The following is a 20,960-nucleotide window of genomic DNA, read 5'->3' on the forward strand; positions in this document are numbered from 1 at the left end:
GGAAACCCGAATGTTCACTCTCACGGTCCGTGAGCACATCATGATCGCCCACTCCTTCCGGGGAGCGGTCTTCGGTCCGGCCCAGAAGCTGCACGGCGCCACCTATCTGGTCGACGTGGAGTTCCGCAGAACCGAGCTGGACGCGGACGGACTGGTGATCGACATCGGCCTCGCCAGCCAGGCGCTCAAGAAGGTTCTGGAGCCTTTGAACTACCGGAACCTGGACGAGCTTCCCGACTTCGCCGGCCAGAACACCACGACGGAGTTCATGGCCAAGGCCTTGTTCGACCGCCTGGCCGGGAGGATCGCCGAAGGGGAGTTGGGCGAGGCGGCCAAGGGACTGAACGGTCTCAAAGTGACGCTCTGGGAGAGTCACATCGCCTGGGCCGCCTTCGAGGGCGCCTTGCCAGCGTGAAACGCCTGATCTTCGCGCTGCCCGGCGACCCCGATACGCGCACCGGAGGCTATCTCTACGACAAGCGGCTGTCGGCCGAACTGCGGGTGCTCGGCTGGAGCATCGACCTACTGCGCCTGCCCGAAGTCCTGGCCAATCCCGCTGAGGTGCCGGAGGCCGAACGCCGCCTCGGCGCCATCCCGGACGGCCTGCCGGTGATGATCGACGGTCTGGCACTCGGACTGCTGCCGGAAGCCGCGAAGGCGCTCGCAGAGCGCGGCCCGCTGATCGCCTTGGTCCATCATCCTCTGGCGGAAGAAACCGGGCTGACGCCGGGCCAGGTCGACCGGCTGCGAGACCTGGAACGTGCGGCTCTTCGGCCGGCGCAGGCGATCGTGGTCACCTCACCCGCGACCGCCCGCAGCCTGACCCGGAACTACGCCGTCGGCGCCGAGCGAATCACAGTCGCCCTTCCCGGCGTGGATCCTGCCCCTCTCGCCGAAGGCACCGGCAGTCCCTTTACCCTGCTATCGGTTGGCAGCCTGACGCGGCGCAAGGGGCAGGCGGTCCTGCTGCGGGCCTTGGAGCAGGTATCGTTCGTCGACTTTCAGTTGTTCCTGGCGGGCTCGCCCAAACGTGAACCGGAAGAAGCCAAACGATTGCAAATACTTGCCGAAGATCACCGGCATTCGCCTCGGATAAACTTTGCTGGTGAAGTGGACGAGGGCAAATTGGCGCAACTCTACCGAGCAGCCGATCTCTTCGTGCTGCCCTCCTTCCATGAAGGTTACGGCATGGTCTTGACCGAGTCCCTGGCTCACGGTGTCCCCGTCGTTGCAACCACAGCCGGCGCGATCCCCGAAACCCTTCCGCCGGGCACGGCCCGGCTGGTCCCGCCGGGCGATCACGCCGCACTCGCGGCGACGCTCGAAACGCTGATGACGGAGCCCTTGGACTACGCTGCGTTACGGACCGAGGCACTGGCCGTACGGGACCACCTGCCGCGCTGGCCCGAGACAGGTCTGCGGGTCTCGCGGCTGCTGGAGCGGCTCTTGTGAGCGGTTTCGATCCGGCCTGGCTCGCACTGAGGGCACCGGCCGACGCCGAAGCCCGCAGTCCCGATCTTCTAGCGGACCTGTCGGACTGGGCCGCGCAGAAAGAACGCTTGAGCATTCTCGACCTCGGATGCGGCACCGGTGCGACGCAGCGTGCCGTTTCGCCGCGGCTACCCTGCGAACAGCACTGGCTGCTCGTCGACAACGATTCCCAACTCCTGGCGCTCTGCCCCGAAAGCCAGGGCAGTACGGAGATCGCGACGATCCAGTTGGACCTCGCCGCGGATCTGGAACTGCTGCCGAGCGAATCCGTGGAGCTGGTGACCTGCTCCGCTCTGCTTGACCTGGTATCGGCGGACTGGCTCAGCCGTCTCATCGCCCAGTCCGCCAACGCGGCGGTCTACTTCGCACTTAGCGTCGACGGGCGCATCGCCCTGGAGCCGGCACTGGCGGAGGATGTACAGGTCTTGGAACTGGTGGCCTTCCACCATCAACGCGACAAGTCCTTCGGTCCGGCGTTGGGCTACGAAGCTGCGGAGACCGCCGCGCAGATGCTACGCCACTCCGGCCGCGAGGTGCGGTTGGAGCGTTCCGACTGGACCCTCGGTCCCGACCGGTCGGCTCTGCAATCGGCACTGTTGGACGGCTATGCAGCAGCGGCGATAGAACAGGACAGCCGTTCGACCGCCATGGTCCGGCGATGGCGGCAGGCCCGCGAGCGGCTTTCCGAGCAGCGTCTGACCGTCGGTCATCTCGACCTGTTGAGTCTGCCCGATCCGTCGCCGAGGGTGAAGTCGAACAGGACGTCGACGCCCAGCGCGTAGGTACGGCAGGCGGGGCGGAGCGCCAGCCCCAGATCCTCGATCGGCGGCAGCGTGAGGCTGGGACGCCCGGAGCCGAGAATCATCGGCGCCACGGTGACTTGCAACGCGTCGAGCGCGCCGGCGACAAGCCAGCGCGAGACCGTCACACCGCCGCCCTCGACGAAAAGGCGCTTCAGGCCGCGCGCACGCAAGGCGGCGACCACGCCTTGCGGCGACAAGCGTCCGTCGGCGGTCAGCGGCGCGGCGATGACCTCGGCCTGACCGTGCGGTCCAGCCGCCTCGGCCGCGACCAAGAGGGTCGGAGCGGCTCCGTCCAGGAATATCGCGAGACTGGATGGAAGGCGCCGCTTCGGGTCGAGCACGACGCGCACCGGATTGGTTCCCTTGACCCGCCGGGTGGTCAATCGAGGATCGTCGAGAGCGGCCGTCGCTCCCCCGACGATCACGGCATCGGCCAAGGCGCGCAAACGATGCAGATGGTCGAGGTTTTCCGGCCCCGTGACGTAGCGGGAGGCGCCACCCTCGGTCGCGATGCGTCCGTCCAGCGTCTGACCAAGATGCGCAAGAGTCCAAACCGGTTTCAGCAAAGGACGATAGAGCGGCCAAAGCGGCCAGTCGCCAGACGGCCCTCGTTCGAGTTGGCCGGCCGAGGCCGCTCCGGCCGCCAGGGTCAGGACTTCATCCCAGATCCGGATGTCCGGGGCCGCGGACGTCATGCCGTCGGCCGTCATGGCCCCTCCAGCAGCGCGTAGATATCGCCGGAGCACTCGGACCTCTCGCGTGCGGCCAACCAGGCGCGCAGCTCGCCGGCGTCGGACCAAGCGCCGAGCTCCAAGGTTTCGCCAGGGCTCGCGGCGTAGCGATAGCGGCCCAGCCGCTCCAAACGCCCGATACAGGCGAAGGCGGTTTCAGGGACTCCGGGGGTGTATTCGAACGACAAGGCCGGCAAGGCCGCGGACAGGCCCGACAGGACCTCGGCCTCGTGTCCCTCGACGTCGATCTTGCAAAAGGCCGGCATGCCGTGCCTGGCGATCAGGCGATCGAGAGTCTCGACCGGAACCTCCAGGTCGCTTTCCCAGCGCACGTGGGAGAAGCCGGGCACCATAGCGACCTGCGACTGCCACGACCGATCGAGCGTCGCCAAGGTCGGGTGCCGGCGGCTCAGGGCCAGACGTGCGCTGCCGGCCTGCGCCGAAAGAGCGCAACGGTGAACCGTGACCTGCGGCTGAGCGCGAAACAACCAGTCGAGCCAGGCCGCGAAACGGGGTTGCGGCTCGACGGCCACGACGCGCGCGCCGAGTGCCTGTAAGCTTCGGCTGCGATTGCCGACGTGCGCGCCGATGTCGAAAACCAGATCGCCGGGTCCGACGAACTGCCGATAAAACCGTCGCTCCGCCGCCGCCCGACCGGGTCGCCCCAAATAGATCATAAGAGAACGGGCGAAGCCCCAGATCGCCGCCGGCTCGCCCAGTAGGCCCGCCAGGGTCATGACATCCGTCCGATTCTCATGGCAGCCGTCTAATCCTGCCGGATCGCTTCGGCTTCGATCAGAATCTCGATCTCGTCTCCGACCAGTTCGTTCTCGAGAGCATAGGTCATACCGAAGTCGCTGCGCTTCACCGTCGCCCGGGCGGATATGCCTGTCACGTAGTTGTCGTTGAAGGGGTACTTGCCGGACTTGTTCCAGGTCACGTCGAGGGAAACGGGCCGGGTCACGCCGCGAATGGTCAAGTCGCCGAGGATCCGGCCCGTACGCGGACCGCTCGGTTCGGCCCCCGTCATCACGAAGGTGATCTCCGGGTGATCATCGGCGGCGAGAAAGTCGCCGCTGCGCACATGGTCGTCCCGTCGCTCATGCGCGGTGAAAACCGAGTCCGCCACGATCGCGACCTCCAGATCGGAGACGGCCGGCACCGTTTCGTCAAAGACGAAACTGCCCTCGACACTTAGAAATTTGCCGAGCGTCTTGGCGTAACCGATGTGCTCGACCAGAAACGCTACGGCCACATGTTCGGGGTCCAGGACATAGCGTGCGGGCTCCGCCTGAGCGAGCGACGCGGGAAGGCCCAGGGCCAGCACCGCGGCCGCGATCAACTGCTTCATCTCTCTTCTCCAAACATCAGGCGGTCCCGTTCCGCTCAAGAGTAAGGGCACGGGTATGGATCAACCAAAACAGATCGACCAGAAAGGATCCGGAGAGCAAGAGCACGCCGAGAGCGGCCGCCAAAGCGCCGGGCCAACCGTTGAACGGCGGTGTCAGGGCCGCGATCAGCAGGAGCACCTGCAGCACGAAAACCGTCTTGCGCCGCCAGCGGTGCGGCAAGGGACGCCGCAGGCTTGGCGAGGACAGACGCGCGAGATGGAAAACGTAGTGCCAGAGACCAGATACCAAGACCCAGGCGCCAGCCTGTCCATCGAGCCAGACGAGCGAAGCCAGCACAAGGACGAAGAGGCCATCGACCTCCTGATCGAAGCGCGCACCGAACACCGAAGCACAGTCCCTGCGCCGGGCGAGAAAGCCGTCAAGACCGTCCAGAATCAGCACCACGAGAGCCAGAAACGGCAGGAGCCAGCCGAGCGCCGACGGACTGGCATGGCCAAGCAAACCGGCCAGCAAGCACACCAGGACGGCGCGCAACAGCGTGACGACGTTGGCGGGCCCGAACTGCCTCTGCGGCAGATGTGCCGGAAGCCCCAGACGCACTGCCGCGGCGACCCCTAGATAGACGGCGAGAGACTGCCAGAGCACGGGACTGGACAGCCCCTGCCGCTCAACCAGGAAGTCGGCTGCTAAAGCCGCACAGCAGAGACCGACGACCAAGGCGAACGCCGCCGAGGCCTTGAGCTGGCGAAGAGCAGCGCCATGGGAGCTGTGCAGCAACGACATGGTTTGATGACCTGGCAAGAGAGACTAGGTCGCGAGCGCCGGTGCGGCCAGTCCCTGGTAGTGCTGCGGCTTTATGCTGCAACTCTGCGGGCAGAGAGGGTCGCGGGCAAACCGGTCGGCAGGAGCGATGGCTGGTCTTCCTGACGGAGCCGTTGCAGCAAGGCTTCAGCCCGGCGAATCGTCTCCGGCACGAAGCGTTCGTCCGGCGTGCGGAACAACCAGCGCGTCGCGGCGGCAACACGAGGGTGGGCCGTTGCCCAGGCGAGCAGCGGGCCGCTGGCCCAGCCGACGGCGGGGAGCATCAACCATAGAACCATGCCCGGTGTCGCGGTCAGGAAGGCCAAGGCCGTGAGAAGCGCCGCACCGGCGAGATGCCAACGGTGCCACGCCAGCAGTTCACCCCATCTCTGGTCGGCTTCGTCACGCTGCTGACGGCCCCAGCCACTGTCTCGCCCGGCAACCAACTCGATCAGGAAGCGCGCGTGGAAAAACAGCACGGCTGGCGCGAGAAGCACAGTCAGGAGAGTTTCGGCCAAGGTCGAGAGAATCACGGAGAAGGCGCCGCCCATGCCGCGGCGGCGCGTCCGGTCGAGCAGCGTATCGAGCAAGGCAAGCAGTTTCGGCGCGAAGAGCAGGGTTCCGCTTGCCATCAGGGCGCCGGCCGCCAAGAAGGGATCCAGCGCGAGGGCATCGGTCAAACCCAGCAGCGCGCCGCCGATGACCAGAGCCAGCCACAGGGGGGCAATGGCGTAGGTCGCAATGCCGAGCATCAGATGAATACGGCTGACGGGATGGAGCTTCGGCCAGCCGAGCACGCGGAGATGCTGAAGGTTGCCCTGGCACCAGCGCCGGTCCCGTGCCAGGTGGTCCAACAGACTCGGCGGCGTCTCCTCCCAACTGCTGCCGAGTTCGGGCAGCATCCAGATCTCCCACCCGCTGCGGCGCAGCAGCGCCGCCTCGACGAAGTCGTGGCTCAGAATATGCCCGCCCCAGGGCGCCTCGCCGCTCAAGCGGGGCAGATGCGCGCATTCGGCCCAAGCGCGCGAACGGATGATGGCGTTGTGGCCCCAGAAGTTACCGTCCCGTCCTTGCCAAAGAGCCTGCCCGGTCGCCGCGATCGGGCTCATCAGCGCCGCGGAAAACTGCTGCAGACGCGCGAAAAGGCTATGCCGCCGCGCGAGCCTCGGCGCCGTCTGGATCAAACCCGCCTGAGGGTTGGCCTGCATGGCTCGCACCAACTGCGCGACCGTCGTTCCGCTCATGAGGCTGTCGGCGTCGAGCACCAGAAGGTGATCGTAGCGGGACGCCCAGCGCCGGCAGAAGTCGGCGATATTGCCGGCCTTCTTGCCCGTGTTGTCCTGCCTGCGGCGATAGTGAACGGCCATCGGCAGACGCGCGGCCAGACGGCTGCGCATCTCCTCCTCCTCGACGGCCACGTCGTCACGGCGCGTATCGCTCAGAACGAAGAGGTCGAATTGCCCGGCCAGACCCAGCGCCGATAGTTCCTCGCCCATCGCCTGCAGATTGGCACCCCAGGCCGCCGGAGCCTCCTCGTAGACAGGCATCAGGATGGCCGTGCGGGTGTGGATCGGCGCACGCGGCTGGGGGGCTGCGAGGCCTGCCGGCGTCCAGCCCAAGCGCCGTCCCAGGAAGCCGAGCAAGGCGTGGCCGGCAGACCAGGCGATCCACAGGGTCGGCAGCGTGAAGAGCACCAGGGCCGCGGCATCCGCAGCACCGAACCCGTCGGCCGCCAGGGCCTGCCCGGCAAGCGAAAGCACGGCGCTCGCGCCGAGAAGCGCGGCGGTCAGAGCGATCCCGCGTCTCAGGCAGACGAGACAGAGACGGTAGAACAAGCGACGCGGAACCGCGGGAGCAGCATCGACTAGGCCGTCCATTGATAACTCCAAGTTTCGGTAAGACGCTGATCGCCGAGTCGCAGAAAACAGCGCAACTCGACCGGTCCTTCCCCTGTCGGCTCTAGGTTGAAGAAGGCCCGCCAGCCCCCCAGCGGCGGATTCGGCTTTGCGATCGGCGGTGAGACCCGGCCGTTCTGAACTTGTACGACCGCATCGACGGCCGTGTCCCCCGGCAGATCGGCAAGCTGGGGACCCGCGAAATCGATCACGAACTTTCGCGTCGGACCTCCGCGTCCCTCGTCCGGCTGCCCCTGGTGTGCCGCACCGGCCCAGGTCGCGGCAACCTCGGCGAGATTCGGTTCGACCGGCGCCGTCCAGCACCAGTGCAAGCGATAGCGAAGCCGCAGCGGCGTCAGGGCCGCCGCCGGTTCCGCCGACACCCAGGCGGCGACGATATTGTCGTAAGTCTCGTCCGGCGTCGGCAGCTCGATCAGCTCGACGAAACCCGGACCCCAGCTATCGAGAGGTTCGACCCAGAGGCTGGGGCGCAGATCGTAACGCGCCTCGAGATCCTGGTAAGCGTCGAACGTCTGTGTCCGCTGCATCAGCCCGAAACCGCGAGGGCTGTCGTCGCCGAAGGAACTCACCCGCGGTTGAGAGGGGTTCGCCAAAGGCCGCCAGATGCGCTCGCCCCGACCGGTAAGGATCGCCAATCCGTCGGAATCGTGGACCCGCGGTCTGAAGTCCTCCGCCGTGCGCCGATGATGCGGAGCAAGCAGGAACATCGACGTCAGCGGGGCGACTCCCAACTTGGCGATCTCGCGGCGCGGAAAAACGACGGCGTCCACGTCGCAGAGCGTGCTTTCACCGGGACGGAAAACGAAACTGTAGGCGCCTGTCAGGCTCTCGCCCTCCAGCAGGGCGTGCAAGGTGACCTGACCCGCGCCGGCCGCAGGCCGTTCCAGCCAAAAGGACGTGAAGGCCGGAAACTCCTCCCGTTCCGAGGCGAAGCTGTCGATGGCGATCCCGCGGGCAGAAACCCCGAAGCGATGTCCGCGCCCGAGCGCTCGGAAATAACTCGCGCCGAGGAAGGCGGCCAGTTCGTCCTGCACTCCAGGTGCGTTCAGCGGATAGAGAACGCGAAACCCCGCGAAGCCGAGCGGCTGCGGCAGAGGTCCCAGGTCACCGACCAGAGGGCCGAAACCGAAAAGCGAAGGATCATAGCGCAGTTCTCGCGCCTGTCCCTCGACGACCTCGTGAATCTTGACCGTGCGCCGATAGAGGAACCCCGGATGGAAGAACTCGCCCGTAAAACGCGAACCGGATCCGGCCCAGAGCGCTTCATTGCGGTCGTAGCGGATGTCCCTGTAGGCATCGTAACCGAGCTCTGCGAGAGGCCCCTCGATCAGCGGACGCTCGCGCGCCGGCTGGCCGGCCAGCTCGCGCGCTTCGGCCCGGAGAGCATCGACCGAAAAAGGGACGGCGTCGCCCGCGAGCGGCGCAGCGACGGAGGCCCGCCCGCCGACCAAGCCGCCGGCCGCGGCCGCAAGCTGGAGCGAGAGGGCTGAAACCAGAAACTGACGTCTGTCCATATTCACACATGATCATAAAGGAGGGCCCGCGCGCACTTCGGTCGCGCGTACGGCAGAACAACGATAGAGTTTGCGGAAGGTGAGGACTCCGTCTGACGTGAAAAGTTAACGGCGGAGCTGCGAAACGGTTCGGTAAAACTTGTGAGATACTTGTGTTTTGTATCCCCACCGGCGGCCTCGCCCTCCAGGGGAAATGGATTACATTCTGTTGGATCTCCACCTTAGTGTGAGAAGGTAAGGGCATGAACATCTTGCTGGTCGACGACGATCACGATCTGCGCGGAATGGTCATGACGCTGCTGCTGCGCGATCGCTTCGAGGCGCGTGAGGCCGAAAGCGGCGCCGAGATGCGCAGGCTCATCAGCGAGCGTACCCCCGACCTGATTCTCCTGGATGTTCGCCTGCCTGACGCAGACGGTTTCGATTTGCTGAGAGAGATACGCCAGGAAAGTGGCGTACCTGTGATCATGTTGACCGGTGTCGACACGCCGGTCGATCGCGTTCTCGGCCTGGAGTTCGGAGCCGACGACTACATTTGCAAACCGTTCGAACCGCGCGAGCTGGTGGCCCGCATCAAGACAGTACTCAGGCGCAGCAACCCGCGCGAGGAGGTCGGCGGCGATGTCGAAAGCGTTACACTTCACTTTTCCGACTACGTTCTCGACCTGACCCACCGCCGGCTGATGCGCGAGGGTGGCGAGGACATCGAACTGACCAGCGGTGAGTTCGATCTGTTGCGCGCGCTCGCCGAGGCGCCGAACCGGCCTCTGACGCGCGACCGGCTGCTGGATCTCACCCGGTCGCGCGAATGGTCGCCCTTCGATCGCTCGGTCGACGTCCTGATCGGCCGTATTCGCAAGAAGCTGGAGGCCGATCCGGCTCATCCGACCTTGATCAAGACCGTTCGCACCGTCGGCTACATTCTTGCCAGCAAGGTCGAGCGGCGAGGCGCACGGATGACCAGTGGCTCTTCCGCCTCGAGCGCCACCGTCTAGCGGCGCTCCGGGTCACACCGGATTTCTCGATCTATCGGATTGCTAACAGGCGGCCGCACGCCGTTCGGCCTGGTCGGCCAGTGCGACCTCCACGGCCTCGAGAAGAGCGCGGCGGCTGAAGGGCTTCTGCAGCGCCTGCGTCGCACCCAGCCGGGTGGCATACCCCAGGAAATGCTCGACCTCCTGCCAACGCCCACCACCCGACATCACGATGATGGGGAGATCGGCGCAGCTCTGCCGCAGCCCGCGCAGCGTCTCGATCCCGTCGCGCTCGGGCATGAAGAGATCGGTGATCACGAGATCGGTCCAGCCAATCCAGGCATCCAGGTTTTCCAGAACTTCACTACCGTCCGAGGCAACTTTGACCTCGTGGTTCGCTCTTTGAAGTTGGATGCACAACACTTCCCGCAGCGCTTCGTCGTCGTCGATAAGTAAAATTTTCGCCAAGTAACATCTCCCTCCCCAAGCGCCGACAATTCCAACAAGGTTGGGCAAACAGAAGATAAGGCAACAATTAATGCCCGGTAAGGAAATGTGAATGAGCCGTTACGCGACACGGTGCGCAGAATCCTTGAGGCTCCGAGGGGTCGTCGAGCGCCAGGATGCAGCCCAGCGCGGCGGCCGCGAGGCGTCCAGAGCCCGCTCCACGGCCTGGCATAGGGCAGACGCATCGAGCGGCTTGTGCGAGACGGGCCCCCCGCCTTTCGGCTCACTCACGGCGTCCTCCCTCCGCGCAACGGAGGAAGCCGTGAAAATCACCGGCAGATTTGGACAGAGACGGTCCACCTCCGCCGCCAGATCATGCTCTGACGTTCCGCCGAGGTGCCGCTCGCTCACGACCAGATCGATTTCCGGTTCATGTTGGAGCCGCTGCAGGGCTTGGTCCGCGGAGCCCGCCGTTTCCACCTCCAAGTCATCCAAACCGCGCAAGCTGAGGGCAACAACCTCGGCCATCTCCGGGTCGTCATCGACGACCAGAATCCGCCGCGCGACCCGAACGGCAGGCTCGCTTTCGCTCTCGCCCTCGACATCGTCACCAAGCTCCGCGGCCAGCGCCGGCAGGAACACGGATACCGAGGTTCCAGCCCCCATCGAGGTCTCCACCGACAAGGCGCCGCCATGCGCCAAGACGATGCCGTAAACGGCGGCCAATCCAAGCCCGCTGCCCTGGTCCTGCGGCTTCGTCGTGAAGAAGGGATCGAAGATTCGTTCCAAGGTAACCAAGTCCATGCCCACACCGTCGTCGCGCACTTCCAGGACGTGATAGCGTGCGGGCGGCAGAACACCGATCCATAAGCGGTTGCGACCGTCCCTGCCTCGTTCCACCACCGTCGGCACCGCCACATCCGCGCCGTCCTGCTGCGGCCGCAGCAACCTTTCCGCCCGGATTCCATCGGTCATGGTCGTGTAGAGCGTGACATCGACAACGCCGCCCGCCCCGCCGATGGCGTCGCGGGCGTTGACGCAGAGGTTCATCGCCACCTGCGCGATCTGTGCGGCGTCGGCGTTGACGAGAGCCCCGCCCGTCTTGTCCCGGAAATGAGCGCCGATCGCCTCGGGCAGACTGGCTTTCAGCAAAGCGACCGCCTCCCCGACGATCGCATCCAGCTGGATCGCTTGCCGAATGCCACCGCCATGGCGCCCGAAGTCCAGGATCTGCCGCACCAGCGCCGCCGCGCGTTGGCTGTCGGACAGGATCTTTTCCGCGTAGCTCCACTCGGACGTACCGGCCGGAAGGTCCTCCCGCAGAAAGTTGGCGTACCCCTGGATCGACATGAGCGCATTGTTGAAGTCGTGCGCAATGCCCCCCGCCAAACGGCCCAGAGCTTCGGTTTTTTGCGTGCGATAGAACTGGGCCTGCAACTCCAGCCGCTCGCGCTCGGCCCGGCGCAGACTCGTTACGTCGGTGCGCAAACTGACCCGGCCGCCATCCGCGGTGACATACTCATGAATGCGGATTTGCGAACCGTCCGGATTGGTGAGTTCGAAGGGCTCGTCGGGATCTTCCAGACGTGCCAGACGGTGTTGCGCCGCTTCGCCGGGCGAAACGTCCTGCCCGTAAAAACCAAGGTTGCCCGCCGCCCGAATCACGGTGCGATAGTCGTCACCGGGTCCGAAGCCGCGAAGCTCGTCCGGCAGCAGTTCGTAGAAGCGCTGGTTCACCAGAATAACGCGCCTGTCGGCATCGAGCAGGAGGAATCCCTCGGAGATGCTGTCGACCGCATCGTGCAGGCGGCGCTGCGCGCGTTCAGCCTCTCCGCGCGAGAGTTCGGCTTCGGCGGTGAGCTGCTCCGCGAGGCGGTTCTGATACCAGAGCAGGAAGATCAGAAGCCCGCCGGCGACCAGCATCACGACGTAGGTCGCGATCACCTCGCGCTGCAGTGCAACAATGCGCTTGTCGCTGCCGTTGAAGTACTGACGGTGCAGCACGCGGTGCGAGAGGTCTTCGATCGGACCCGCGTAGCCGCCCAGCCGCGCGCGCACCGCGACGAAGGTCTGGGAGCGCGCCGGGTCGAGCGCCGACAGCTCACGTTCGAGGTTCGGAACGTCGGCGAGAATCGCGCCGATCGGCTCCAGCATATCGGCCAGCGACGGCAGCCGCAGGTCCGTGTCCGACGTCAAAACCAAAGGGATTTGGGCCTTAAAGGAGCGAAAACGCTCGAAGAGAGCTTGTCGGTTGGCCTCCGTCGGCTCGCTCTCGTAACGGGCGGTCTGAGCCGACAGGCGCTGGTGCTCCGCTTCCAACTGCACCGCCAGCGCGGCGCCGTCGCTGTAGGAAGAGAGGATGCTGGCCTTTTCGTTCAGCATCCGCATGCCGAAGTACACGGTCGCACTGGCGAAAACCAAGACAAGGGTCGCCAAGGCCACCAGGAGGGTGCGCCGAGAGCGCCCTAACCAACTGCGCCCTATCGAAATATTCCGACTGGCCTGCGCCACCCAACCGCCTCGAGCACTACTGACCGGCTACCGAATATCGGGAGCGCCGGTAAACCAGCAACACCTCAGAGGCGGATTTGTGTAACGTTTTGTAACGCGTAGGATGAGCGTTAACGCCGCAGCACGACGAAGGATTCGTTCTCGAACCACAGGCCCTTGTGCCGCTGCAGAACGTCCTGCGTCGCCGTCAGGTAGCGGCCGCTGGTGATCGCGTCGGTCAGCCGATGGTCCTCGATCTGCGCGACGTAGACGGCGGCGTTCCAGGCCGCGAGCAGGGTCGAGGTTCCGATCGAGGAGTCGAGTTCTCCCGTCGAGAGCTCGAGACCGTAGGTGAAGGTGACCTGCTCCGGCTGCTCTTCCGGCGCCGGTACGAGAAAGGCCTCGCCGAGATCCCGCGACAAGGCCGCAGTCAGGACCTCGCGCGGTGTTGCGAAGGGCGCCTCGTCCGGCCAGATCCCACGAACGATCTGAAGGCCGGGATCGCGCCCGGTGGACTGAACGACGACCAGGCGACCGGAGGGTGCGAGGGCGCGCGCGAGCGGCGCCAGGACGTTGCGGACCTTCCGCTCGGCGGAGAGGCGCGCGCGGAACGGTTGCGAGGCGATGATCAGGTCGTAGGGCAACTGCGCCGCCTGCGGCCGCGGGATGATGCCGTCGAGACCGAAGCGCTGGTCGGCCCGGTAGAGAACCAGCACGGCGGGAGCGACATAGGAGGGGTTGCCGGTCTCCGGACTCGTCCGCGTCGCCCAGGCACGCGAGACGAAGTCGGTCTGCGCCTGGATCTGGGCGTCCAGTTCATGCGCCGAGGTTCCGGTCAGCGGCACCTCGCGCCAGGCGATCCGGCCTTGGTCGTCGAGCTTTCGCGGCGTCAGCCACGGCGCCTCGCTGTAAAGCAGATTGGTGAAGACCAGGACCGTCTGCGGGTGCTCCATCAGGCGGTCGGCCATCTTCTGCAAGGCGAGGCGGACATCCTCGCCGCTGATCTCCTTGGCCACCACGCAGAAGGGCACACCGGGGTAGCGGTGATGCAGGGCGCGCTGCGCCATCGCCAGCACGGTGCCGTCGCCCGTACCGGCATCGAACAGGCGCAGCGCCGGCGGGCGCGGCCTCAGGTAGGGCAGCTCCTGCGCGACACGCTCGGCCGTGCGCTGCTTCTCGTTGGTGGTCGTGACGAACAGCAGGTACTTCTGCCGATTGTCGTAGAAGCGAAACTGCGGCGAGTCCGCTGGTGCGGCCTCGTCGAGCTTTCGCCGACCTCGAGTCTGCGTGACCATGCGTCGACCTCCTGCGGAGTCGGTTTCAGCATGACGGCGCCAGCGGGTTCCGCCGCTCCGGATGCGTCGCAGGCTGGCGACGAAACGACGTGATCCCGGCTTCCCCTTGACACACGTCATGGCAGCGGGCCGGCGGGCAACGCATCACCCAGTCATGCCGCACGCAGCCGCAGATCGGACCTGTCGCGACGACCGGGAGAGCGTGACGGTCCTGAGAGGCTTTCCGGGCCGGCTGCGCCTGCGGGTTCCCGGCCTGAAGCAGGATGACTCGCTGGCAACCCGGTTGCGACGCGACCTGCCCGGCGTGGCCGGAATCCAAAGGGTCGAAACCAGCAGCGTCACCGGTACGGTCCTGCTGATCCACGATCCGACGGGGGAGCGGACGAGGCTCGTCGGTGCCGTGACGGCCGTCGCGGCCGGCCGGCCGCCGGCGGAGGCCGAGCCCTCGCCCGACGTGAGGGACGCCGGTGCCGCGCCGGGCGACTGGCACCTCCGTCCGGCGGCGGAGGTGCTGAGCGCCCTCGAGACTTCGGCCGAGACCGGTCTGACGGAGGATCGGGCACGCCTTCTGTTCCGCCGGGTCGGACCCAACGTTCTGGTCGAAAGCAAGACCCGCTCACCCGTCGCGATCCTGCTCGATCAGGTGGTGAACCTGCCCACGGGCCTGCTGCTCGGCTCGGCGGCGGTTTCGGCGGCGACGGGCGGACTGCTCGACGCCGGAGCCATCGCCATCGTGAGCCTAGTCAATGCCGCCATCGGCTTCGCCACCGAGCGCGATGCCGAACGCACCATCTCCAGCCTGAGCAGCGTCGCGGCAGCGGACGCCGCCGTGCTGCGCAGCGGGCGTCAGCGACAGGTGCCCATGCCGGAGGTCGTGCCGGGCGACATCCTGATGCTCTCGCCCGGCGCGATGATCGCCGCCGATGGACGGCTGCTGCGGGCGCAGTCTCTCAGTCTCGACGAATCTCTGCTCACCGGAGAGTCCCTGCCCTCGGGCAAGACAGCCGGCCTCCTCCTGGAGCTGAACCTGCCGCTGGGCGAGCGCAGCAATCTGGTGTTCAAGGGCACGGCGGTGACCGGCGGGTCCGGGCGGGCCGTGGTCACCGCGACCGGACAGGCCACGGAGATCGGCCGCATTCAGGCGCTGGCCGGCGAGGCGCGCCCGCCTGAAACGCCGCTGCAGCAACAGCTCGCCGAGATGGACCGGACGCTGATCTGGCTGTCGCTGGCGGCCTGCGCCGGGATGGTCGGGATCGGCCTGCTGCGCGGCTACGGCTCGGCCCAGATGCTGAAGTCGGCGATCTCGCTCGCCGTCGCCGCGATCCCGGAAGGGCTGCCGACCGTCGCGACGGTCACCATGGCGCTGGGCATCCGCGACATGCGCCGGCACAAGGCGGTCGTGCGGCGGCTGGACGCGATCGAAACGCTGGGCGCCGTCGGCGCCGTCTGCTTCGACAAGACCGGCACGCTGACCGAGAACCGCATGGTCGCTCAGCAGGTGGACTGCGGCGAAACCGCCCTGCCCCGGCTTCTGCAGGTCTGCGCCCTCAACAACGAGGTCGAGATCGATGCGGAGGGCCGCCGTCACGGCTCCGCCACCGAGAAGGCGCTGCTGGATCTGGCCGAGGCCCGCGGCCTCGACATCGAGCGGGTTCGCAGCGACGCGCCACTGCTGGAAACCCAGCATCGCAGCGAAACGCGGCGCTGGATGACCACCCGCCACCGCGCAGCCGGCGGGACCGAGTTCCTGACCGTCAAGGGCAGCCCGGACGAGGTCCTCGGCCTCTGCGGCCGGATGGCCGACGGAGCCCCTCTGGGAGAGACGGAGCGCGCGCAGGTCCTGGAGGCCAACCGGCGCATGGGCGCCGAGGGCCTGCGCGTCCTGGCCTTCGCCGAGGGCGACGCCAGCCCCCGGAGCGAAGCCGGCCCCGCCGGCCTGCGTTGGCTCGGGCTGGTCGGCCTCGCCGATCCGGTGCGGCCGGAGATGGCCGAGCTGATGGCCAGCTTCCATGCCGCCGGCATCCGCACCGTCATGATCACCGGCGATCAGACGGCAACGGCCTACACTATCGCCAAGCAGCTCAACCTGAGCCAGGGCGGCCCGGTCGAGATCCTGGAGGGCACCGAGCTGGACAAGCTCGATCCCGAGATCCTGCGGGCGCTGGCCGAGCGGACTCACGTCTATGCCCGGGTCAGCCCGGCCAACAAGCTGCAGATCGTCCAGGCCCTGCAGGCCGGCGGCCAGGTGATCGCCATGACGGGCGACGGCATCAACGACAGCCCGGCCCTGCGCGCCGCCGACATCGGCCTGGCCATGGGCAGCGGCACGCCGGCCGCCCACGAGGTCGCCGATCTGGTGCTGCAGGACGACCGCCTGACCACCATGCATGTGGCGCTGGGCGAAGGGCGGACCATCTACCGCAACATCCGCAAGGCCATTCGCTTCCTGCTCTCCACCAACCTGTCGGAGATCCTGGTGATGCTCGGCGCCACGGCCCTGCGCCTGGGGCAGCCGCTGACGCCCATGCAACTGCTCTGGATCAACCTGGTCTCCGACGTCTTCCCCGGCCTGGGGCTGGCCTTGGAGCCCGAGGACAGGAGGGTCCTGTCCGAGCCGCCGCGCGACCCCAAGGCGCCGATCCTCTCGCGGGACGACTTCCGCGAGGTCGCCACGGAGGGCGCGGTCATGACCGCGACGGCGCTGGCCGCCAACCTGCTGGTGCGCGGACTGGCCGGCGAAGGCCCGCGCGCCAGCGGCGCCACCTTCGTCGCCCTGACCGCCGGCCAACTGCTGCACGCCCTCTCCTGCCGCTCCGAGACCCAGAGCCTCTGGCGGGGCGAGCGCCTGCCGCCCAACCCGACCCTGAACAGGACCATGCTGGCGCTGGGCCTGCTGACCGCCGGCGCGCTGGCGCTGCCCTGGTCGCGCCGCCTGCTGGGCGTGACCGGCATGACGGCGGCGGACTGGCTGATCGCCGGAGCCGCCGGCGGCGGCTCCTACCTCGTCAACGAAACGATCAAGAGCCGGCGGCCCCAGCCCGCCTCCAGAGGACCCGCCCCGCCCCGCACGCCCCCGACCGGCGGCGGCCCAGCCGCAAGCCAACCCGCCGACAGCCACCCCACCGCGCGCCAACCCGCCGAAAGCTGATCCCCCATGGCCGACGATTTCATCTTCACTTCGGGCTCCCTGACCCAAGGCCACCCGGACAAGCTCTGCGACAAGATCTCCGACGCCCTGGTCGACCATGTCCTGGCCGAGGACCCGCTGGCGCAGGTCAACGCGGAATGCGCGGTGGCGACCGGAATCCTCTTTCTCGCCCTGCGCTTCGGAGGCTCGGCGAGTCCCGACGTCGCCGCCGTGGCGCGCGAGGCGATCCGCAAGGCCGGCTACACCCGGGGCGGCTTCCAGGCGCGCAGTTGTTCGATCATGACCTCCCTGGCCGAGGTCGAGCAGCCGGCGCCGCAAGACGAGCGCACCCTGGACCCGGCCGACTACGACGAATTCCCGGCCCAGCATCAGGTCACGCTCTTCGGCTTCGCCTGCGACCAGACGCCCGAGTTCCTGCCGCTGCCGGTGGCGCTGGCCCATGCCATCGTGCGGCGGCTCGACAGCCTGCGCGGCGACGGGACCCTGCCTGGCCTCATGCCCGACGGCCAAAGCCAGGTCTCGGTCGAGTACCGCGAACGGCGCCCGGTCCGCGTCGCCACCGTGGCCCTGGTCAGCAGCGTCTGGCCGGAGGGCTACGGCGACCTGGCGGCGCTGCGGCGCGACCTGGAGGACCGGGTCGTCCGCCCCGTGCTGGCCGAGCAGGCGCCGGGCCTCGCCGGCGAGACCCAGGTCCTGGTCAACCCGCACGGCCGCCTGCGCCAGGGCGGGCCCGAGCTGCACGCCGGCCTGACCGGCCGCAAGACGGCCATCGACACCTACGGCGAATACGCCCGCCATTCCGGCGCCGCCCTGTCGGGCAAGGACCCAGGCCGGATCGACCGGGCTGGCGCCTACGCCGCGCGGCAGGCCGCCCGCTGCGTCGTCGCCGCCGGGCTCGCCCGCGACTGCGAGGTCCAGCTGAGCTACGGCATCGGCCAGGCCCGCCCCATCGGCCTGGACGTGGAGACCTTCGGCACCGGAACCCTGCCCGACGAGGAGATCAAACGGCGCCTGCTAGATGCCTTCGACTTCCGCCCCGCCGCGATCCTCGCCCGCCTAGGCCTGCGCCACCTGCCGCGCGAGCAGGGCCGGCCATTTTACGAGGCGCTGGCGACTTACGGGCAGATGGGGCGGGGGGATTTGGTGCTGCCGTGGGAGGAGGATGGGTTGGCGGGAGCGTTGAGGGATTAGGTGTGGGAGCCATGAGCCCGGCAGGTTGGACAACGACTCCGGCCCGCAGTCGGCCTGCGTCGAACATCAAACACGGCTGAGTGCGCCCGTTTCCTCCAATGAGTGCTGAAATGGCAATACAAAAGAAACCCCTAACACGATCAGAACAGATGGCTCGGGTTCGTTCCAAGAACACGAAACCTGAGCTGCTAATCCGGCTTGGTCTCCACGCCCGGGGACGTCGATATCGTCTCCATCAGAAAAGTCTGCCTGGTACGCCTGATATCGTACTCAGAAGATTTGATGCAGTGATCGAAGTTAGAGGGTGTTTTTGGCATGGACATAAAGGCTGCGGTCGTCGCCCCAAGTCTCGTCAGGAGTTTTGGAATCCGAAGATTGACCGCAATCGCGAACGAGATGCTGGTAACGAGCGAGCCCTATTCGAGGCTGGCTGGCGTGTACTGATCGTCTGGGAGTGCTGCATGGTCGGAAAAGGCCGTTGGAGCACTGAAGACTTGCTCGACACCATAGAGGATTGGCTAGTATCAGGTCGGGAGTTTGGGGAGCTAGAGGGGCGGATAGTTAGTCGAGAAAATTTGTAAACACTCGACATGCATCGCTGCATCCAAGACAGTTTGTGCAGGCTAGCTAGTTCGCTCTTGGCCAGATGTTTTCAATATGTTCTTGATGCGTCATGTGGTCTTTGATTTAACTTGGCGAAGGTAATCGCAGGAGCGAGCAGCATGTTAAGCAGGCTTCCCCTCAATCCCTTGGGGCGAAAATCGATAGAGCTCTTCGCTGGAGCCGGTGGCCTTGGTATTGGGCTGGCACAGGCTGGCTTCGTTCCTCAGATGGTCGTCGAACACGACAAATGGTGCTGCGATACGCTCCGCCATAATCATGAAATTCTGGGCAATGATGACCAGCCAAGTGGCAATTGCATTTGGCGTGTTTTCGAGACAGACGTTCGCCAAGTTGACTTCAAACCATTGGCCGGAAAAATCGATCTAATTTCTGGTGGCCCGCCCTGTCAGCCCTTCAGTCTCGGTGGTCGTCACCGCGCATATGATGACGCCCGGGATATGTTTCCGCAGGCTGTTCGTGCTGTCCGAGAAGCTAGACCTCGGGTGTTTGTATTCGAGAATGTAAAAGGTCTGACTCGAGCGTCTTTCCTAAGTTACTTCGAATACGTGAAGCTTCAGATGGAGCACCCGGAGCTATTGGCGGATACAGATGAGGCATGGGAGGATCATTTAGGGCGTCTCGAACAACACCACACTTCAACGAAACGTCCTGGCTTGCATTATCAAGTGGTTACAAAGCTCTTGAACTCAGCAAACTATGGGGTTCCACAGAGGCGCGAGCGTGTGCTTTTCGTTGGGTTTCGCGACGACATCGATGCCAAATGGTCACTGGGCCCGGGTGAATACACACAGGATGCGCTTGTTTGGGATCAACTCTTTGGCGACTACTGGGACCGACACCGAGTCAGAAAAAAAGACCGTGTTCTCGAAGGTCGTTCCTTACAGTTGTCCAAACGTGTTTCGAAAGATGAAAAGCCCGATAGCTTTCCATGGAAAACCACGCGAGACGCGATTGGCGACCTTCCTGATCCGGAACGGACGCGATTCAGTGATTCAGTTTCCGACCACAGGTTTCAGCCAAACGCCAAGACTTACCCAGGACACACGGGAAGTTACCTCGACGAGCCTTCAAAGACGCTCAAGGCCGGAGTGCACGGTGTTCCTGGCGGCGAAAACATGCTCCGTCACGCGGATGGTTCGGTCCGCTACTTCACAGTCCGTGAGGGAGCTAGGGTCCAGACATTTCCCGACGGGTACAAGTTTCACGGCGCATGGAGCGAGTGCATGCGGCAACTTGGAAACGCCGTCCCAGCAGAACTGGCACGTGTTGTAGGCGAAAGCGTTGCTGAAAGGCTGAACGAAGCTGAGGCTGCGTAGCAATGACGCGAAGACCCGAGCTTCAAAAAGCTGATGAGACCGCCGCCACCTTAGAGCAATTTGCTGAGTTGGTACGCGGGGTGGAGATGACACCCCCTTCCCGAAGAAAAGTACTGATAGCGATCTCAGAGATGAAAGACTCTCTGAGTGTTCTCGAGCGAAAAATTGATCCGATTAGATTGCCTGACGCGTTCTTCGACCCGTCCGAACCACGCCTGATTGGGCATTTCGTTGCCTTAGCTCTGATTTCCCAAGAACGTTTTCCTTTAGGGTCAATAACATCTTTCTACGGGTCAGGCGTCTATGCGATCTACTACAATGGCCCGTCAGATATCTACGCGCCGATTTCAAAGACAGAAACCCCAATTTACGTCGGAAAGGCTGATCCTCCAACAGGGGCTAAAACAATTATTGAGCAAGAAACCAAGCTATTCGGCCGCTTGAACGAACACCGCAAAAATATTGAGAAGGTCTCTGGAATCGAGTTGCAAGACTTCGAATGTCGCGCTTTGGCGGTACAGAGCGGTTACCAAACTGCAGCGGAAAACCATTTAATTCGCCTTTTTTGGCCGATTTGGAACAACGAAACCAAGATTCTTTTCGGCATTGGCAAGCACGGTGATGCTGCTACGACACGCGCGAATAACAGGTCGCCCTGGGATACAGTGCACCCCGGAAGGGCTTGGGCCTTTGAGAATTCAGAAGGGAAGTCAGCTGAAGACATCCATGCGGAGGTTGCGGCGCATTTTCAGACAAAACCAATCTTCAGAACAATTGAAGATATCTTTGGCGCGTTCGTTGAAGGCATTCGAAGAGCCGACCGTTTAACTGCGGATTAAGGCGATAACTCATAAAAAATGTTCGTTT

At 65.3% G+C, this 20,960-nt stretch carries 18 protein-coding genes; 9 read left to right on the top strand and 9 right to left on the bottom strand.

The window, feature by feature from the left end; translation table 11 throughout:
* The first annotated feature begins 10 nt into the window (after positions 1-10).
* From DBZ32_RS04255 to DBZ32_RS04265, 3 genes are read left to right on the top strand one after another with little or no spacing between them, the layout of a single operon-like run.
* A complete protein-coding gene (locus tag DBZ32_RS04255) occupies positions 11-415 on the top strand; it encodes a 6-pyruvoyl trahydropterin synthase family protein (protein ID WP_119165846.1) in 405 nt (134 codons plus the stop codon).
* Entirely contained in the window at positions 412-1,452 is a 1,041-nt protein-coding gene (locus DBZ32_RS04260) for a glycosyltransferase family 4 protein (RefSeq protein WP_119165847.1), read from the top strand. Before DBZ32_RS04255 ends, DBZ32_RS04260 begins: the two co-directional genes overlap by 4 nt.
* Complete coding sequence (locus DBZ32_RS04265; RefSeq protein ID WP_162906554.1) at positions 1,449-2,273, top strand: methyltransferase domain-containing protein; 825 nt, start codon at positions 1,449-1,451, stop codon at positions 2,271-2,273. The genes DBZ32_RS04260 and DBZ32_RS04265 overlap by 4 nt, the downstream gene beginning before the upstream one ends.
* Here DBZ32_RS04265 and DBZ32_RS04270 read toward each other — a convergent pair.
* From DBZ32_RS04270 to DBZ32_RS04295, 6 genes are all read right to left on the bottom strand, one after another.
* Entirely contained in the window at positions 2,198-3,004 is an 807-nt protein-coding gene (locus DBZ32_RS04270; protein ID WP_235830042.1) for a RibD family protein, read from the bottom strand. The two genes, DBZ32_RS04265 and DBZ32_RS04270, sit on opposite strands and share 76 nt — an antisense overlap.
* Complete coding sequence (locus tag DBZ32_RS04275) at positions 3,001-3,762, bottom strand: FkbM family methyltransferase (RefSeq protein ID WP_119165849.1); 762 nt, start codon at positions 3,760-3,762, stop codon at positions 3,001-3,003. The genes DBZ32_RS04270 and DBZ32_RS04275 overlap by 4 nt, the downstream gene beginning before the upstream one ends.
* A 29-nt stretch (positions 3,763-3,791) precedes the next feature.
* A complete protein-coding gene (locus DBZ32_RS04280) occupies positions 3,792-4,376 on the bottom strand; it encodes a YceI family protein (RefSeq protein WP_119165850.1) in 585 nt (194 codons plus the stop codon).
* A gap of 16 nt (positions 4,377-4,392) precedes the next feature.
* Entirely contained in the window at positions 4,393-5,160 is a 768-nt protein-coding gene (locus tag DBZ32_RS04285; RefSeq protein WP_119165851.1) for a CDP-alcohol phosphatidyltransferase family protein, read from the bottom strand.
* A 71-nt stretch (positions 5,161-5,231) separates the two neighbouring features.
* On the bottom strand, positions 5,232-7,055 hold the full coding sequence (gene mdoH, locus DBZ32_RS04290; RefSeq protein ID WP_119165852.1) for a glucans biosynthesis glucosyltransferase MdoH: 1,824 nt from the start codon (positions 7,053-7,055) through the stop codon (positions 5,232-5,234).
* Positions 7,043-8,608: a glucan biosynthesis protein gene (locus DBZ32_RS04295; RefSeq protein WP_119166347.1), complete on the bottom strand. Its 1,566-nt coding sequence runs from the start codon at positions 8,606-8,608 to the stop codon at positions 7,043-7,045. Before DBZ32_RS04295 ends, mdoH begins: the two co-directional genes overlap by 13 nt.
* Before the next feature lie 242 nt (positions 8,609-8,850).
* Here DBZ32_RS04295 and DBZ32_RS04300 point away from each other — a divergent pair, with 242 nt between their 5' ends.
* Positions 8,851-9,603, top strand: a complete 753-nt coding sequence (locus DBZ32_RS04300; RefSeq protein WP_119165853.1) for a response regulator — start codon at positions 8,851-8,853, stop codon at positions 9,601-9,603.
* 42 nt (positions 9,604-9,645) lie between these two features.
* Here the strand turns inward: DBZ32_RS04300 and DBZ32_RS04305 are convergent, their stop codons facing one another.
* The 3 genes from DBZ32_RS04305 to DBZ32_RS04315 form a co-directional block, all read right to left on the bottom strand.
* Positions 9,646-10,050: a response regulator gene (locus tag DBZ32_RS04305; RefSeq protein WP_162906555.1), complete on the bottom strand. Its 405-nt coding sequence runs from the start codon at positions 10,048-10,050 to the stop codon at positions 9,646-9,648.
* A 99-nt stretch (positions 10,051-10,149) separates the two neighbouring features.
* Positions 10,150-12,471, bottom strand: a complete 2,322-nt coding sequence (locus DBZ32_RS04310; protein ID WP_119165855.1) for an ATP-binding protein — start codon at positions 12,469-12,471, stop codon at positions 10,150-10,152.
* A gap of 179 nt (positions 12,472-12,650) precedes the next feature.
* Entirely contained in the window at positions 12,651-13,814 is a 1,164-nt protein-coding gene (locus DBZ32_RS04315) for a hypothetical protein (RefSeq protein WP_119165856.1), read from the bottom strand.
* 154 nt (positions 13,815-13,968) lie between these two features.
* Here DBZ32_RS04315 and DBZ32_RS04320 point away from each other — a divergent pair, with 154 nt between their 5' ends.
* The 5 genes from DBZ32_RS04320 to DBZ32_RS04340 all read left to right on the top strand — a co-directional run bounded on the left by DBZ32_RS04320 (position 13,969) and on the right by DBZ32_RS04340 (position 20,932).
* Entirely contained in the window at positions 13,969-16,962 is a 2,994-nt protein-coding gene (locus DBZ32_RS04320; RefSeq protein ID WP_162906556.1) for a cation-translocating P-type ATPase, read from the top strand.
* A gap of 6 nt (positions 16,963-16,968) precedes the next feature.
* The gene (metK, locus tag DBZ32_RS04325; protein ID WP_119165858.1) at positions 16,969-18,153 is read left to right on the top strand and encodes a methionine adenosyltransferase; all 1,185 of its coding nucleotides are present in this window, start codon (positions 16,969-16,971) and stop codon (positions 18,151-18,153) included.
* A 110-nt stretch (positions 18,154-18,263) separates the two neighbouring features.
* Positions 18,264-18,734 carry a very short patch repair endonuclease gene (locus DBZ32_RS04330; protein WP_119166348.1) on the top strand — a complete coding sequence of 157 codons (471 nt, stop codon included), beginning with the start codon at positions 18,264-18,266 and terminating at the stop codon, positions 18,732-18,734.
* A 141-nt stretch (positions 18,735-18,875) separates the two neighbouring features.
* Positions 18,876-20,093: a DNA cytosine methyltransferase gene (locus tag DBZ32_RS04335; RefSeq protein ID WP_119165859.1), complete on the top strand. Its 1,218-nt coding sequence runs from the start codon at positions 18,876-18,878 to the stop codon at positions 20,091-20,093.
* A 2-nt stretch (positions 20,094-20,095) separates the two neighbouring features.
* A complete protein-coding gene (locus tag DBZ32_RS04340) occupies positions 20,096-20,932 on the top strand; it encodes an Eco29kI family restriction endonuclease (protein WP_119165860.1) in 837 nt (278 codons plus the stop codon).
* Positions 20,933-20,960: the final 28 nt, after the last annotated feature.

This window comes from Algihabitans albus, from assembly GCF_003572205.1.
GTDB lineage: Bacteria > Pseudomonadota > Alphaproteobacteria > Kiloniellales > DSM-21159 > Algihabitans > Algihabitans albus.